Source organism: Mesorhizobium sp. WSM4840 (genome assembly GCF_055811755.1).
Genome location: NZ_JBVVQD010000009.1, coordinates 28,298 through 42,529, shown reverse-complemented (window position 1 = coordinate 42,529; position 14,232 = coordinate 28,298). Strand labels below are relative to the sequence as shown.

Annotated in this window: 15 protein-coding genes and 1 tRNA gene; 10 read left to right on the top strand and 6 right to left on the bottom strand. The window is 62.5% G+C overall.

All coding sequences use genetic code 11. The annotated features are described in order from the left end of the window. Nucleotides 1–172 precede the first annotated feature (172 nt). Complete coding sequence (locus AC0L3I_RS14310; RefSeq protein WP_473488005.1) at nucleotides 173–598, bottom strand: hypothetical protein; 426 nt, start codon at nucleotides 596–598, stop codon at nucleotides 173–175. A 1,339-nt stretch (nucleotides 599–1,937) separates the two neighbouring features. On the opposite strand from AC0L3I_RS14310, the gene AC0L3I_RS14305 reads away from it, so the two are divergent. Then, nucleotides 1,938–2,165: a hypothetical protein gene (locus AC0L3I_RS14305; protein WP_473488004.1), complete on the top strand. Its 228-nt coding sequence runs from the start codon at nucleotides 1,938–1,940 to the stop codon at nucleotides 2,163–2,165. A gap of 112 nt (nucleotides 2,166–2,277) precedes the next feature. Here AC0L3I_RS14305 and AC0L3I_RS14300 read toward each other — a convergent pair whose 3' ends face one another. Both AC0L3I_RS14300 and AC0L3I_RS14295 read right to left on the bottom strand, forming a co-directional pair. Then, nucleotides 2,278–2,610, bottom strand: a complete 333-nt coding sequence (locus AC0L3I_RS14300) for a hypothetical protein (RefSeq protein ID WP_473488003.1) — start codon at nucleotides 2,608–2,610, stop codon at nucleotides 2,278–2,280. A gap of 323 nt (nucleotides 2,611–2,933) precedes the next feature. After that, a tRNA-Ser gene (locus AC0L3I_RS14295) sits at nucleotides 2,934–3,023 on the bottom strand. A gap of 413 nt (nucleotides 3,024–3,436) precedes the next feature. Between AC0L3I_RS14295 and AC0L3I_RS14290 the strand changes: the two genes are divergently transcribed. The 3 genes from AC0L3I_RS14290 to AC0L3I_RS14280 all read left to right on the top strand — a co-directional run bounded on the left by AC0L3I_RS14290 (nucleotide 3,437) and on the right by AC0L3I_RS14280 (nucleotide 5,697). Next, entirely contained in the window at nucleotides 3,437–3,754 is a 318-nt protein-coding gene (locus AC0L3I_RS14290; RefSeq protein ID WP_473527293.1) for a hypothetical protein, read from the top strand. Between the two features lie 82 nt (nucleotides 3,755–3,836). Next, nucleotides 3,837–4,499 (top strand): peptide-methionine (S)-S-oxide reductase MsrA, encoded by a 663-nt coding sequence (gene msrA / locus AC0L3I_RS14285; RefSeq protein WP_473527292.1) that lies wholly within the window; start codon nucleotides 3,837–3,839, stop codon nucleotides 4,497–4,499. Nucleotides 4,500–4,707: 208 nt separating this feature from the next. Beyond that, nucleotides 4,708–5,697, top strand: a complete 990-nt coding sequence (locus tag AC0L3I_RS14280) for a BMP family lipoprotein (protein ID WP_473527291.1) — start codon at nucleotides 4,708–4,710, stop codon at nucleotides 5,695–5,697. A gap of 319 nt (nucleotides 5,698–6,016) precedes the next feature. Here the strand turns inward: AC0L3I_RS14280 and AC0L3I_RS14275 are convergent, their stop codons facing one another. Next, on the bottom strand, nucleotides 6,017–6,223 hold the full coding sequence (locus AC0L3I_RS14275) for a SlyX family protein (RefSeq protein WP_473527290.1): 207 nt from the start codon (nucleotides 6,221–6,223) through the stop codon (nucleotides 6,017–6,019). A 317-nt stretch (nucleotides 6,224–6,540) separates the two neighbouring features. Between AC0L3I_RS14275 and AC0L3I_RS14270 the strand changes: the two genes are divergently transcribed. The 6 genes from AC0L3I_RS14270 (at nucleotide 6,541) to deoA (ending at nucleotide 12,861) form a co-directional block, all read left to right on the top strand. Next, entirely contained in the window at nucleotides 6,541–8,073 is a 1,533-nt protein-coding gene (locus AC0L3I_RS14270; RefSeq protein WP_473527289.1) for an ABC transporter ATP-binding protein, read from the top strand. Beyond that, complete coding sequence (locus AC0L3I_RS14265) at nucleotides 8,070–9,209, top strand: ABC transporter permease (RefSeq protein WP_473527288.1); 1,140 nt, start codon at nucleotides 8,070–8,072, stop codon at nucleotides 9,207–9,209. Before AC0L3I_RS14270 ends, AC0L3I_RS14265 begins: the two co-directional genes overlap by 4 nt. Nucleotide 9,210: 1 nt before the next feature. Continuing rightward, complete coding sequence (locus AC0L3I_RS14260) at nucleotides 9,211–10,182, top strand: ABC transporter permease (RefSeq protein WP_352954527.1); 972 nt, start codon at nucleotides 9,211–9,213, stop codon at nucleotides 10,180–10,182. A 118-nt stretch (nucleotides 10,183–10,300) separates the two neighbouring features. Continuing rightward, the gene (cdd, locus tag AC0L3I_RS14255) at nucleotides 10,301–10,693 is read left to right on the top strand and encodes a cytidine deaminase (RefSeq protein ID WP_352965424.1); all 393 of its coding nucleotides are present in this window, start codon (nucleotides 10,301–10,303) and stop codon (nucleotides 10,691–10,693) included. A gap of 30 nt (nucleotides 10,694–10,723) precedes the next feature. Further along, a complete protein-coding gene (locus tag AC0L3I_RS14250) occupies nucleotides 10,724–11,542 on the top strand; it encodes a purine-nucleoside phosphorylase (RefSeq protein ID WP_473527287.1) in 819 nt (272 codons plus the stop codon). Next, nucleotides 11,542–12,861 (top strand): thymidine phosphorylase, encoded by a 1,320-nt coding sequence (gene deoA, locus AC0L3I_RS14245; protein ID WP_473527286.1) that lies wholly within the window; start codon nucleotides 11,542–11,544, stop codon nucleotides 12,859–12,861. The genes AC0L3I_RS14250 and deoA overlap by 1 nt, the downstream gene beginning before the upstream one ends. 59 nt (nucleotides 12,862–12,920) lie before the next feature. On the opposite strand, the gene AC0L3I_RS14240 is transcribed toward deoA, so the two are convergent. Together AC0L3I_RS14240 and upp are read right to left on the bottom strand one after the other, a co-directional pair. After that, a complete protein-coding gene (locus tag AC0L3I_RS14240; RefSeq protein ID WP_473527285.1) occupies nucleotides 12,921–13,484 on the bottom strand; it encodes a TIGR02281 family clan AA aspartic protease in 564 nt (187 codons plus the stop codon). A 107-nt stretch (nucleotides 13,485–13,591) separates the two neighbouring features. After that, nucleotides 13,592–14,221: a uracil phosphoribosyltransferase gene (gene upp / locus AC0L3I_RS14235; protein ID WP_123151264.1), complete on the bottom strand. Its 630-nt coding sequence runs from the start codon at nucleotides 14,219–14,221 to the stop codon at nucleotides 13,592–13,594. Nucleotides 14,222–14,232: the final 11 nt, after the last annotated feature.

The following is a 14,232-nucleotide window of genomic DNA, read 5'->3' as shown; positions in this document are numbered from 1 at the left end:
TCTCTCATGGCGCACCGCAAAAAGCCGCCAGCCGAAGCCAGCGGGAAGGTCTACTGGAGTCGCCAGAGTGCTGGCAGATTGCAAACGGTCCAATCCGCCTTTTGTTTCAGGATTGCTAAAACGGCCTTGAAGCTTCGTCCACATGCGACGCCGGCCATCTTCACAGGCAACTTTATGCAACCTTCAGGTTAATCACCCGCATCACAGCGACCACCGTTCCGTTGTTCGTCGCCGCCTCCTTCGTGCTACCCTTGCCGCAGCTCCACACGTCGCCTTCCTTGGCCGTGAACTGCATTTCCCCGGCCGTGACTTGCAGCTCGCCTTCAGTGACCGTGCAGACCATGTCGTCAGCCATAACATCACCCAGCGGACTAGTTCCCTTTGGCTGATACACTACGTCTTCCATGGCGATTTTCTTGTACCCCTTGATATGGGAGTCCCGTGTTCCCAGTTCGACGAGTCGAACGCCGGGAAAAATCTCTTTGCCATCAGTCGGACCGTAGGTCTTGGCCGCTACCGAAGTGGGCTTTGCGACCAGTAGCGGGGCCGCCAACGAGGTGGCACCAAGGGCAAGAGCATTACGTCGATTCATCTTCATAACATCCTCCCTGAGTTTAGTCCGCCCAACCGGGGCGAACCTGATATTATACGCGCCCGTGCAGCCAAATAGTCAAAACACAATTGAGCAGGCCGATGCCGCCTCCTCACTCGGTACGCCGCCCCCTTTTGGACTCTTCCTCACGCCGGTCGCATTCTCTCCTCGGGAGCTAGGGGACGTGGACATATCTCGCTACGACAATCGGTCAGAGAAGTGGCGGCGGCGTACCGGCGCGAAGCGTCGATCCCGAGAAGGAACCAGAGCGGCATTCAGGGCGTGGGAGACGCATCTCGCCCGCGCACGCTGGATGACGACGCACGGCTATAAATATCTCCTGGCGGGTGTTGCGCCGCACTGACGCTCCACAGACCTCAGGCGGCAGGAACTGGCGCCGCCCGGCGGCTTTCCATCTGCTCGAACGATGCGCTGTCTTCATGGAACACGTCAATATTGAAGCCGGCGGGGCTTGACCCCAACCTGGACTATCTTCCATTGCCCGCTGGCTTCGGCTAGCGGGCTTTTTTGCGTCTCTTGAACGGGGCAAGGCTGCATTCGCCCTGCTGGCTGAGCCAGGCACCGGGGAGTATGTCGGTTCGGCCTTCATCACCCTTGGTCGCGACATGAAGGATCGCCTCTGGAAGCGTGTTCAGGAGCAGGCTGGCCCGCCGCCCGAGGGCATAAAGAAACGGCCGCGACGCAGCGGGTCAAGCCTGGGATGAAGCTGCGCGTCAGGCATCTTCGTGGCGACCACAGCCACATACGCCATGCATCACTGCTGGGTTTCGGGGATGAGGACTAGAGAGCCGGCCGGGGCAGGCCATTGCGGAGGATGGGAGTCTGCCGGCGCCACTGCAAATAGCGTATCGAAGCGGACTGGGATGGATTTCCCCGTCCCTTTCTCGGGCGCGGATTGCGCCTCGCGATCCGACGCGCGAGGCGGACCTAACCGGCCAGCGCCATGCCGATGGCTATCCCCAGCCCGATAGCAACGCCTGTGAAGAGCTTCGCCGAGATCGAGGACAAAGGCGCTGATCAGCGCCCGCACGTCTGTACGGGGCTCTCTGAGGGCTCGGAAAAGGTCATCAAACACCGTGTCCATAGGGCGATTCTAGATCGGAACGCGGCGAATGTGAATCCCATCTTCCTGGTGTTATCGCACCAGTGCTGAGCGATTGCTAATTTAAGCCGGCCCAAACGCGCGCTGGCGACGCGCACGCCGCGCTATATCGGCGCCATGAGCACACGTGCTGCTGTAGCCCGTTCAAAAGCGCGACCGTCGGTTGATTGCCAAACCTTATGTTAGTGCGTCTAATCTGCCGTCCACATTGGGGTTTTCAAAATGCCGCACGTGCCCGCGCATGCCGATGATCTTGTCGTTGATCTTCTGGAAGCCGCGAGATGTCTCGAGAAGCTGACGCCGGATGAGATAAGGGGGTTCTGCGAGATGCTGCCGCCGTCCTTTGCGAACTGGTTAACCCCGACTGTCCGCCCGAAGCTCGGGAAGCAGGCTGTCAACGAAGCCCAAGCGGCAGACGGCGCGCTCTGCGACTTGTGCGGAAATGATTGACATCGCGGCAAACGCAGTGGGCTAGGACAGAAGCCCCGCCAGACCGGCGAGGGCGGTGACGCGCCAACATTTGCGGTCGAGCGTTCGCAATAGGTGCGGACTGCCCAAAGTATCAAAATGTCGTGCAGTTCACGGTGTTACCGAAGCGGTTGCAAGTCGTCGTTTTTGGCTGACTGTTTTGCATGTTTGTAAACGCCGCATTTGCTCTAGCGGATGCCCTGCCGCGAGACGAAATGGACTCGTTTTGGATGCATTGGGCCATGGCTGGGGTTCCTGGCTCGAAGCCGTAGGAGACACATCGGTTCCGGAAATAGGTTGCCTGTTCCGCCTGCGGTGTGGTGGCAAACCAAGCCGGTGAGCCAGGCATACCTAAGCCCGAACCGGAGCAGCCGCTTAAAAGGATGGTCGCGGTCCCTGCCGCCGCGAAAATGTAGCGTTTGCGCATGGTGATTTCCCCCTGCGCACAGTGAACTTCAAAAGCTTCGCCCCCGCAAGAGGCGCCCCTGACAGGACCCGTCGAAGGATGATGCGCTGTCCGCAGCAAATACCATGCACTCGTTTACTTTGACGCAAACGCAAACAGTCATGGCTATTTCCCCCACCGCGTAGAGGGAAGCTTCCGATTCCTAAGCAAAGTCAACAAAAGGGGGCTGGCGGCACGATGGCCGAGCTTCATCGTTTGTGGACGTTAGGAACGGAGTTAGGAACAAAAAGGCCGCAACTCACAAAGCGCAACGACAACAAATACTTAACTGGATATCTGATATCTGGCGGAGAGAGCGGGATTCGAACCCGCGTTACGGTTTCCCGTAAACACACTTTCCAGGCGTGCGCCTTCAACCACTCGGCCACCTCTCCGTCTTAGCATTTTCGCCACGGCCGGTTCACCGCGCGGGTTGGGGGCTCCCTTGGGGATTGCGGTCCGGAACTCCGCACCGTGGGCGCCGTCAACCAGCGGACACCCTTTCCCTGCACCTGAGCCGTCAAAGCAACAGGTGCGGGGCTCATCTAGTCGATCCGGTGTCGAATGCCAAGACATAACGGCACTCTATTCGCTTTGTCGGACAGCGATGCTCTGTCCATGTCACCAGCGCTGCCTTGGTAGCCGATCGCCGCGATCGGCGGCGGCGTCCTAGCCGACGGGCGCCTCAGCGGCGCAAACCGGCGGCGTCGGTTCAACTTCGCGTGTCGCGATTGCGGATAAAGCGCGCAGATCCTATTTATCAGGCCGATACAGATATCTGATAAGCTTCCGGGGAGGTAAGGTCTGGGTGTTCCGCTTCGTCTTCCGTCTCGCGGCATTGGTTGCGCTTTCGGTTTCCGTCATCATGGCGGTGATCGACGCGACACGCTCGGTGGCGGCCTCCGCGCTGGTCATGACCCCGCTCAACACGAGCTGGCTCGCCGTCTCGCCGGATACGCGAAGCGCCTTCGAAAGCTTCGTCCGCGACAGGCTTGGTCCGCTGCTGTGGGACGGCGCCATCGCCTGGGTGCTCAACCAGCCCGGTTTCGCCGTGTTTGCGGTGGTTGCCTTCATTCTCTACTTGATCGGCTACAGGCGGGAGCGGCCGACCGGGCGCTTCGCCTAGACTTGATGATTTGTTGTTGATGACCTTCTGGCGTCCCCAAAACAAAGAGAAAGCCCCAAACAAAGAGAAAGGGAGACCGCACATGTTTCTCAGCGACATGCTGAACAAGAAACTCAATCTGCCGAAGCCTGCCGAGGCGCTGCCGGGTCGGGCCAAGCCTATCCCGACGGCATCCAAGCACTTTGTCTCGAAGCGGCCGCTCAAGGGGCCGTATCCCGAGGGGCTGGAGACGGCGATGTTCGGGCTGGGCTGCTTCTGGGGCGCCGAACGCCTGTTCTGGCAGGTCGAGGGTGTCTGGGTCACGGCCGTCGGCTATGCCGGCGGCGTCACCCCCAACCCGACTTACCAGGAAACCTGCACCGGCCTTACCGGCCATGCCGAAGTCGTGCTCGTCGTTTACGACCCGAAGATCGTGTCCTATGCACAGCTTCTGAAGCTGTTCTGGGAAAGCCACGACCCGACGCAGGGCATGCGCCAGGGCAACGATGTCGGCACCACCTACCGCTCGGCGATCTACACGTTCGGCGATGCGCAGTACCAGGCGGCGATCGCCTCGCGCGATGCCTATGAGGCCTCGTTGCACGGCGCCGGCCGCGGCAAGATCACCACCGAGATCGCCCCGGCGCCGGAATTCTATTTCGCCGAGGAAGACCACCAGCAATATCTGGCGAAGAATCCCTACGGTTATTGCAATCTGCAGGGCACCGGCGTCGCCTGCGCCATCCCGGCTGCCGTCTCCGCCTGAGGCCTTTGGCGAGACGATGATCGGTGGCGCCGGGATGCGGCGCCACGCTTTCCAAAAGGTCAAAATTCCGCGTGAATTTTGTTTCGGGCCGTGCCAGATTGGCCCGAAGCGGGAGGAAGACACTCCTGTCTGATGTCGCATGCCTGCCGGAGAACCGGGCAGGCAGGCGGTGCATAACGGAAAAAATAACCGACAGGGTGTGGATCACATGAAACGTATCGTTCTCGGCCTCCTGGCCGCAACTGCGATGGTTCTTCCGGCCTTCGCCGCGGACATTCAGCCCGCACTTCTCTACGATCTCGGCGGCAAGTTCGACAAGTCGTTCAACGAGGCGTCCTATGAAGGCGCCGAAAAGTTCAAGACCGAAACCGGCATCGCTTATGTGGAATTCGAGGTCAGCAACGCGACCCAGCGCGAGCAGGCGCTGCGCCGTTTCGCCGAGGATGGCCGCAACCCGATCGTCATGGCGGGCTTTTCCTGGGCGGACGCGCTGGAGAAGATCGCTGTCGAGTTTCCCGAGACCAAATTCGCCATCATCGACATGGTCGTCGACAAGCCCAATGTCCGCTCCCTTGTCTACAAGGAGCAGGAAGGGTCCTACCTCGTCGGCGTGATGGCGGCGATGGCCTCGAAGTCGAAGAAGGTCGGCTTCATCGGCGGCATGGACATTCCGCTGATCCGCCGATTCGGCTGCGGCTATGTCGGCGGCGCCAAGGCGGCCGGCGCGACCGATGTCATCCAGAACATGACCGGCGACACGCCGGCAGCCTGGAACGATCCGGCCAAGGGCGGCGAGATCGCCAAGACGCAGATCGACCAGGGCGCCGATGTGATCTACGCGGCGGCGGGCGGCACCGGTGTTGGCGTGCTGCAGGCAGCGGCGGACGCCGGCAAGCTCGGCATCGGCGTCGATTCCAACCAGAACGGCCTGCAGCCGGGCAAGGTGCTGACCTCCATGGTCAAGCGCGTCGACGTTGCCGTCTACAACACCTTCATGGACGCCAAGGACGACAAGTTCACCGCCGGCATCAACGATCTCGGCCTCAAGGAAGGCGGTGTCGACTACGCCATGGACGACAATAACAAGGCGCTTGTCGACGACGCGATGAAAGCGGCGGTTGAAAAGGCCAAGGCTGACATCATTGCCGGTACTATCAAGGTGCACGACTACATGTCGGACAATTCCTGCCCCTATTGATCGCGGGCAATCGCATTTGGATTCTTGCGAAGGTGGACCCCCACCCTAACCCTCCCCACAAGGGGGAGGGAACGCCGCGCGGCGGACAGGCCAACGTCACCGCTGAATGCCACGCCCATTTTTGCAGAACTTGACACACACAACTATCAGCGCCAACGGAAGTCTCCCTCCCCTTGTGGGGAGGGTTTAGGGGTGGGGGGTACATCGTAGAGCGAAAGCCTCGGCTTTCCACCTGCGATAGCCCTGCCATTGATCGCGAGATTGCCGATCTGATCGACGCCGCTGGGTGAAACCCGGCGGTTTTTTCTTATCCGCAAGCTCACCAATGCGGCGGCTTGGTCACCGGCACGTCGGGTGCTGTCTGTTCCTCCAGCGCCAGGAACCGGTCGGTCAGCGCATCGAGCTTGCGCTGCATGCGCTCGATCACCTTCCACTGCTCGGCGATCTGACCGGACAGTTCTTCTATGGTCTTCTCCTGCTCGGCGGCGCGGATTTCCAGCGTCGTCAGTCGGTCGGCGGGCATCATTTGAAAAGCCTCGGGTTCTTGCTGCGCAACTCCCAAGAGGTGCGAATTTCAGATTCGGCACAATAAAGCGACGTGCATCCAATTGGACGCACAAAGTACGCTCTAAGACTTGCAATCTTCGCATCGTGCTTTCCGAAAATCGAATCCGATTTTCGGGCCGATGCGATAGCGAATGTGAAGGCTACGGCCGCGTTCGAAATTGACAAGCACGCGGGGATTTGTCGAGAGTGAACGCTGCTCCAGCCAATTGGCACAGACGGGGCGTCATGCTAGGCGTTTTGACCAAGCGATAAAAAAATAACAGTGGGACAGGCTGCATGGCGCAAGCCGCAATCGAGCTGATTGGCATCAACAAGAGTTTTGGCGCCGTGCGCGCCAATCGCGACATCAATCTGGAGATCGTGCGCGGCACCATCCACGGCATTGTCGGCGAGAATGGCGCCGGCAAGTCGACGCTGATGTCGATCCTCTATGGTTTCTACCAGGCCGACAGCGGCGAGATCCGCGTCGGCGGCCAGCCGGCGTCGATCAAGTCGCCAAACGACGCCATCGCGCTCGGCATTGGCATGGTGCATCAGCATTTCATGCTGGTCGACAATTTCACGGTGCTGGAAAACGTCATTCTCGGCGCCGAAAGCGATGCGCTGCTGAAGAAGAGCATCGCCAAGGCGCGGTCGGAGCTGGAACGGCTCGAGCGCGAATACGGGCTGGAGGTCGATCCCGATGCGATCATCGAGGAATTGCCGGTCGGCCTGCAGCAGCGTGTCGAAATCCTCAAGGCGCTGTATCGCGGCGCCGAGATCCTGATCCTCGACGAGCCGACAGGCGTGCTCACCCCGGCTGAGGCCAACCATCTGTTCCGCATCCTCAAGCAGCTGAAGGAGCAGGGCAAAACGATCGTGCTGATCACCCATAAGCTGCGCGAGATCATGGCGATCACCGACACTGTCTCGGTCATGCGCCAGGGCACGATGGTGGCGACACGCGAAACCAGGAAGACCACCGTCGAGGAATTGGCCGAGCTGATGGTCGGGCGGCGCGTGCTGCTCAGGGTCGAGAAGGGCGAGGCGGAAGCCGGCGGCGTCAAGCTCGCCGTCAAGAACCTGACGGTGAAGGATTCGCGCGGCGTCACCATGGTCGACGACGTCTCCTTCGATGTGCGCGCCGGCGAGATCGTCGGCATCGCCGGCGTCGCCGGCAACGGGCAGTCCGAAATGCTCGAGGCGATTTCAGGCATCAGGCGCGCCGTCTCGGGCTCCGTCATGCTCGACGGCAAGCCGATCGATCTGACCGGGGCCGCCGATCCCGGCGAGCTGCGCGACCGCGGCCTCGCCCATGTGCCGGAAGACCGTCATCACGTCGGGCTGGTGCTGGCGTTCGAGGAGAACGAGAATTCGATCCTTGGCTATCACGACGATCCCCGCTACCTAAAGGGGCCGTTCCTCGACATCGATGCCATCCGCGACGACGCCAGGGACAAGATCACCAAATACGACATCCGTCCGGCGGACTGCCGCCTCAAGACCGCGAATTTCTCCGGCGGCAACCAGCAGAAGATCGTGCTGGCGCGGGAAATGGAACAGGATCCGGGCGTGCTGATCGTCGGCCAGCCGACGCGCGGCGTCGATGTCGGCGCCATCGAATTCATCCACAAGCGGCTCATTGCCATGCGCGACCAGGGCAAGGCGGTGCTGGTGGTATCGGTCGAGCTCGACGAGATCCGCTCGCTCTCCGACCGCATCCTGGTGATGTTTGCCGGCCGCATCGTCGGCGAGCGCGGCCCGGAGGCGACCGAAGGCGAGCTTGGACTGCTGATGGCCGGTGTCGAGCACCGGGAGGCGGCCGAATGAGTACGCCTTATGCCAAGCTGCCGGCCTGGGCGGATTACGGGCTGATCCCGGTGATCAATCTCGCCGTTGCCTTCGTCGTCGCCGGGTTCGTCGTGCTACTGGTTGGCGAAAATCCGTTCCGCGCGGCCGCCGTTCTGGTCGAGGGCGCCTTCGGCCGCGGGCAAGGCATTGCGTTCACGCTTTTCTACGCCACCACCTTCATCTTCAGCGGGCTTTCGGTGGCGGTTGCGGCGCATTGCGGCCTGTTCAACATCGGTGGCGAGGGCCAGGGCTATATCGCCGGTCTCGGCATCGGCATCGTCTGCCTGGCCTTCGACAGCGTGCTGCCATGGTGGCTCACCTTCCCGCTGGCGATCATCGCCGCTGCGGCGATGGGGGCGCTGTGGGCGCTGATCCCGGCCTATCTGCAGGCCAAGCGTGGCTCGCACATCGTCATCACCACCATCATGTTCAACTTCATCGCCGCCAGCGTCATGGTCTACGCACTGGTCGGATTCTTGAAGCCGGCCAATTCGATGGCGCCGCAGACACGCACCTTCCTCGAAGGCGCGCAACTGCCGAAGCTCAACTGGGTCATCGAGTTGTTCGGCGCCAAGATCCGCTCGGCGCCGTTCAACATCAGCTTCCTGCTGGCGCTGGCCATGGCCTTTCTGGTCTGGATGCTGATCTGGCGCACCAGGCTCGGCTACGAGATGCGCACCTACGGCCACAGCTCGAAAGCGGCGCGCTATGCCGGCATTTCGGAGACCCGCATCATCATCGTCGCCATGATGATTTCGGGCGCGCTCGCCGGCATGATGGCGCTCAACCCGACGATGGGTGACCAGCACAATGTCGCGCTCGAATTCGTTTCGGGCGCCGGGTTCGTCGGCATCGCCGTGGCGCTGATGGGGCGCCTCCACCCGGTCGGCATCGTTCTCGCCGCAATATTATTCGGCATGCTCTACCAGGGCGGCGCCGAGCTCGCCTTCGAGATGCCGGCGATCAGCCGCGACATGATCGTCATCATCCAGGGCCTGGTCATCCTGTTCGCCGGCGCGCTCGAGCACATGTTCCGGCCCTATGTCCAGGCGCTGTTCGCCTCGCTCAGCCCGAGATCTGTCGGCATGGAAGCGATCAAAGGGAAGGGGGCCTGAGATGGATTTGTTCAACGCCGTCATCCAGGTTCTGGACTCGACCATCCGCCTGTCGGTGCCCTTGCTGCTCGCCTGCCTCGCCGGCCTTTATTCGGAGCGGGCCGGCATTTTCGACATCGGGCTCGAGGGCAAGATGCTGGTCGGCGCCTTCGCCGGCGCCGCCGCAGCCTCCGTCTTCCATTCCGCCTATATCGGCCTCGGCATGGCCATTCTCATCTCGGTCGCTTTCGCGCTGGTCCACGGCTTTGCCTCGATCACCCATCGCGGCAACCAGATCGTCTCCGGCGTGGCGATCAATTTCATCGCCGCCGGATCGACGATCATGCTCGGCCAGGCCTGGTTCCAGCAAGGTGGACGTACGCCGGCTCTGGCCTCGGATGAGCGGTTCGGGGCGATCATCTGGCCCGGTGCGGACGCGCTCAGGAGCGTGCCGATCCTCGGCCCGATATATTCGGAACTCATCTCCGGCCATTCCGTGCTGGTCTATGTCGCGTTTCTCGCCGTGCCGTTCACCTGGTGGGTGCTGTTCCGTACCCGCTTCGGCTTGCGCATGCGCGCGGTCGGTGAGAACCCGGCCGCGGTCGACACCGCCGGCATCTCGGTCGCCTGGCTGCGCTACCGGGCGCTGATCTGCACAGGCGTGCTCACTGGCATTGCCGGCGCCTACCTGTCGATGGTGCAGAATGGCGGCTTCGTGAAGGACATGACCGCCGGCAAGGGTTATATCGCGCTGGCCGCGCTGATCTTCGCCAAGTGGAAGCCGGTCAACGCCATGTTCGCCTGCCTGTTGTTCGGCTTCCTCGACGCGCTGTCGATCCGCCTGCAGGGCACGCCGCTGCCGCTGATCGGCAAGGTGCCGGTACAGCTCATGCAGGCGCTGCCCTATATCCTCACCGTCATCCTGCTCGCCGGCTTCATCGGCAAGGCGATCCCGCCGCGCGCCGGCGGCGTGCCCTATGTCAAGGAACGCTGAGCATGGTCCCGACAAGTGCATGCCGGTTTTCGGATCGGGCCATGCGAAAAGGAAAATATGAGCATGATCCCGAAAAGTGGAAGCCGGTTTTCGGACAAGATCATGCGAGGGAAAAACAATGTCGCATGATCTGTTCGAAGCGGCTAAGGCCGCCATGGCGAAGGCCTATGCGCCCTATTCGAAGTTTCCGGTCGGGGCGGCACTGCGCACCGAGGACGGCCGCGTCTTTGCCGGCGCCAACATCGAGGTCGCTTCCTATCCGGAAGGCTGGTGCGCCGAAACCACCGCGCTCGGCCACTACATCATGGGCGGCGGCGGCAGGATCACGGAGATCGCGGTGATCGCCGAGCGCATGGCGAAATGCTCGCCCTGCGGCGGCTGCCGGCAGCGGCTGGCCGAATTCTGCCGGCCGGAAACCAAACTCTATCTCTGCGACAATGGCGGCGTGGTCGAGACCGTGACCATGGGCGAGATGCTGCCCTACGGCTTCCAGGGCGACATGTTGAAATGAAGAGCTGGTTGAAATGAAGAGCTGGTTGAAATGAAGGAAGCGCTTGATCGTCTCGTCGAAAGGCTGGACGGGCTGGCGCCCGCCACCGCGCTGGTGCTGGGTTCGGGGCTTGGCGGGCTTGTCGACCAGGTCGAGGATCCTGTCCGCATTCCCTATGCCGAATTGCCGGGTTTTCCCAGAAGCGGCGTCACAGGCCATGCCGGCGAGGTCGTGGCGGGACGTTTTGCCGGCACGCCAGTGCTGATGCTGTCCGGCCGCGCGCATTATTACGAGCATGGCAACGCGGCTGCGATGCGGCCGGCGCTGGAGGTGCTCGCCGGCCTCGGCATCTCGCAACTGATCCTCACCAATGCCGCCGGCTCGATCGATCCGGACATGGGGCCGGGCTCGGTGATGCTGATCACCGACCACATCAATTTCTCGGGCTCCAATCCGCTGATCGGCGAGCCGAGCGATCGCCGCTTCGTCGGCTTGACCGAAGCCTATGATGCCGGCCTTCGCTCAGCGATCGAGACGGCGGCGAAGGCGACGGCTACCGCGCTGCACAAGGGCGTTTATATGTGGTTTTCCGGGCCGTGCTTCGAGACGCCCGCCGAGATCCGCATGGCGCGCGTCATGGGTGCTAACGCCGTCGGCATGTCGACCGTGCCGGAGGTCGTTCTCGCCCGTTTCCTCGGCCTGCGCGTCGCGGCCTGCTCGGTCATCACCAACCTTGCCGCAGGAATGACCGGGGCGGAGCTTTCGCACCAGGAGACCAAGGACATGGCGCCGGTCGGCGGCGCGCGGCTGGCGACGATCCTCCAGCGTGTGTTCCAGGACGGGTTGTCGGAGCGTAAGGTCCCGGCCTGATGCTTCCCCAGGAAATCATTCGCAGCAAGCGCGACGGCCACAAACTGTCGACGCAGGAGATCGCCAGCTTCATCGAAGGCGTGACCGCCGGCACTGTCTCGGACGGGCAGGTGGGGGCGTTCGCCATGGCGGTGTTCTTCAACGGCATGAGCCGCGACGAGGCGGTGGCGCTGACGCTGGCCATGCGCGATTCCGGCGACGTGCTCGACTGGTCGGACCTGCCGGGCCCGGTCACCGACAAGCATTCGACGGGCGGCGTCGGCGACAATGTCTCGCTGTTGGTGGCGCCGATCGTCGCCGCCTGCGGCGCCTATGTGCCGATGATTTCCGGCCGCGGCCTCGGCCATACCGGCGGCACGCTGGACAAGATGGATGCCATCCCCGGCTATATCAGCCAGCCGGATGTGGCGGGCTTTCGCAAGGCAGTGCTCGAAGCCGGCTGCGCCATCATCGGCCAGACCGCCGATCTCGCGCCCGCCGACCGCCGGCTCTATGCGATCCGCGACGTGACGGGAACCGTCGAATCGGTGCCGCTGATCACCGCCTCGATCCTCTCGAAGAAGCTGGCCGCGGGCTTGCAGTCGCTGGTGCTCGACGTGAAGGTCGGCAACGGAGCCTTCATGGAAAAGTCGCGCGACGCGACGACACTGGCAAACAGCCTGGTCGAAGTCGCCAATGGCGCCGGCCTGAAGACCTCAGCACTGGTCACCGGCATGAACGAGCCGTTGGCGTCGGCAGCCGGCAACGCGGTCGAGGTGCAAAATGCCGTCGATTTTCTCACCGGCCGCGTCCGCGACCGGCGACTGGAGGATGTGACGCTGGCACTGGCCGCAGACATGCTGCAGTCGGCTGGGCTGGTCTCGTCCAACCAGGACGGCATGCGGCGCGCCGCCGAGACGCTAGCCGGCGGCGGTGCCGCCGCCGTCTTCGCGCGCATGGTGGCGGCGCTCGGCGGTCCGGCCGACTTCGTCGAGAATCCAGAAAAATACCTGCCGAAGGCGGCGACGGAGTTTGCGGTCAAGGCGACCGAAAACGGCTTCGTCACCGGCATCTCGACCCGCGACATCGGGCTTGCCGTCGTCGGGCTTGGCGGCGGGCGCATACGGCCGGACGACAGGATCGACCATGCGGTCGGCATCACCCGGCTGTTGCCGGTCGGTGCGGAGGTGCGCGCCGGTGAGGCGCTGGCGCTGGTCCATGCCCGCAATGCCGGGGATGCCGAAGCGGCCGCCACCGCCGTGCTTTCGGCCTATGCGATCGGCGCCTCGAAGCCGCCTGCGGAAAAAACCGTCATCCGGCGGATCCTGCCGCGCGGATGATCTTTTTTATTGGACCATGATCTTTCCGAAAACCGGTTTCCACTTTTCGGGATCATGGTTCACTGGACGAGCAGCAGCGCGCCGTTCTCGACCTGGTATTTTTCAAGCCGCTGGAGAAAACTCAGGCCGATCAAATTGGTGCGCAGCGCCTTGTCGTCGAGCACCACCGCCTGAACGCCGTCGACCGTGATCTTGCCGATCTGCAGCCGATCGACGGTCACCAGGGCAGCGTTGATCGCGCCGTTGGCGGTGTTGACCTGGTGTTTGAAGTCCAATGCGTTCAGCGAAATGCCGATCCTGCGTGCCGTCGAACTGTTGATGGCGACCAGCGTTGCGCCGGTGTCGATCATGCCGTCAACCGTTCGACCGTTGAGCTTGAACGCCGACGTGAAATGCCCGCGCGCGTCGGCGGTGACCACGACCTTGCGGCCGAGCGGCTGCGGCGTCGCCGGTCTGTCGGGAACCGCAGCCAGGTTCAGGTCCGTTTGCGTTTCGACCTCCGGCCTGGCCCCGACCGCCGATTTCAGCAGGCCTTCGAACATCTGCGGATTCGACTGATAGAGCATCGGGAACGACGCCGATGTTACGGCGAACACGCCAAGGATGAGAAGATTGCGCAGCATGGACCGGCCTTCGTGAAGGCCCATGCTTATCGCGACATGGTGTTTGCGGCTTTAACGGATGCGGAAAGCGGCCGTTTGCGTAAACGATCGGTAAACGAGTGGCACGGTCATTTGGTCCCGTACAGACGATCGCCGGCGTCGCCGAGACCGGGCATGATGTAGCCCTTCTCGTTAAGCTGGCGGTCGATGGAAGCGGTGAAGACCGGGACATCGGGATGCGCCTTGGTGAAGCGCTCGAGGCCCTCTGGCGCCGCCAGCAGACAGAGGAAGCGGATGTTGGTGGCACCGCGCCCTTTCAGCTTATCGATCGCCGCGATCGCCGAATTGGCGGTCGCCAGCATCGGGTCGACGACGATCACCAGCCGGTCGGCGAGATCGCTCGGCGCCTTGAAGAAATACTCGACCGCTTCCAGCGTTTCATGGTCGCGGTAGAGACCGATATGGGCGACGCGCGCCGCCGGCACCAGGTCGAGCAGCCCTTCGAGCAAGCCGTTGCCGGCGCGCAGCACCGAGGCGAAGACCAGCTTCTTGCCTTCCAGCGTCGGCGCTTCCATCGTCTCGATCGGCGTTTCGATCGTCGTCGTCGTCAGCTCGAGATTGCGGGTAACCTCGTAGCCAAGCAGCAGCGAGATCTCGCGCAACAGCCGCCGGAAGCCGGCCGTCGAGGTTTCCTTCTTGCGCATGATGGTCAGCTTGTGCTGGACAAGCGGGTGGTCGACGACAGTGACGCCCTGCATGGTGTTCTCCT

Bases quoted from the DNA above. Each gene is read 5' to 3' on its own strand.
- AC0L3I_RS14305 (WP_473488004.1), top strand. From the start codon at position 1,938: ATGCCGCACGTGCCCGCGCATGCCGATGATCTTGTCGTTGATCTTCTG.
- AC0L3I_RS14240 (WP_473527285.1), bottom strand. From the start codon at position 13,484: ATGCTGCGCAATCTTCTCATCCTTGGCGTGTTCGCCGTAACATCGGCG.
- AC0L3I_RS14270 (WP_473527289.1), top strand. From the start codon at position 6,541: ATGGCGCAAGCCGCAATCGAGCTGATTGGCATCAACAAGAGTTTTGGC.
- upp (WP_123151264.1), bottom strand. From the start codon at position 14,221: ATGCAGGGCGTCACTGTCGTCGACCACCCGCTTGTCCAGCACAAGCTG.
- AC0L3I_RS14280 (WP_473527291.1), top strand. From the start codon at position 4,708: ATGAAACGTATCGTTCTCGGCCTCCTGGCCGCAACTGCGATGGTTCTT.
- AC0L3I_RS14310 (WP_473488005.1), bottom strand. From the start codon at position 598: ATGAAGATGAATCGACGTAATGCTCTTGCCCTTGGTGCCACCTCGTTG.
- AC0L3I_RS14275 (WP_473527290.1), bottom strand. From the start codon at position 6,223: ATGATGCCCGCCGACCGACTGACGACGCTGGAAATCCGCGCCGCCGAG.
- deoA (WP_473527286.1), top strand. From the start codon at position 11,542: ATGCTTCCCCAGGAAATCATTCGCAGCAAGCGCGACGGCCACAAACTG.
- AC0L3I_RS14265 (WP_473527288.1), top strand. From the start codon at position 8,070: ATGAGTACGCCTTATGCCAAGCTGCCGGCCTGGGCGGATTACGGGCTG.
- cdd (WP_352965424.1), top strand. From the start codon at position 10,301: ATGTCGCATGATCTGTTCGAAGCGGCTAAGGCCGCCATGGCGAAGGCC.
- msrA (WP_473527292.1), top strand. From the start codon at position 3,837: ATGTTTCTCAGCGACATGCTGAACAAGAAACTCAATCTGCCGAAGCCT.
- AC0L3I_RS14250 (WP_473527287.1), top strand. From the start codon at position 10,724: ATGAAGGAAGCGCTTGATCGTCTCGTCGAAAGGCTGGACGGGCTGGCG.
- AC0L3I_RS14300 (WP_473488003.1), bottom strand. From the start codon at position 2,610: ATGCGCAAACGCTACATTTTCGCGGCGGCAGGGACCGCGACCATCCTT.
- AC0L3I_RS14260 (WP_352954527.1), top strand. From the start codon at position 9,211: ATGGATTTGTTCAACGCCGTCATCCAGGTTCTGGACTCGACCATCCGC.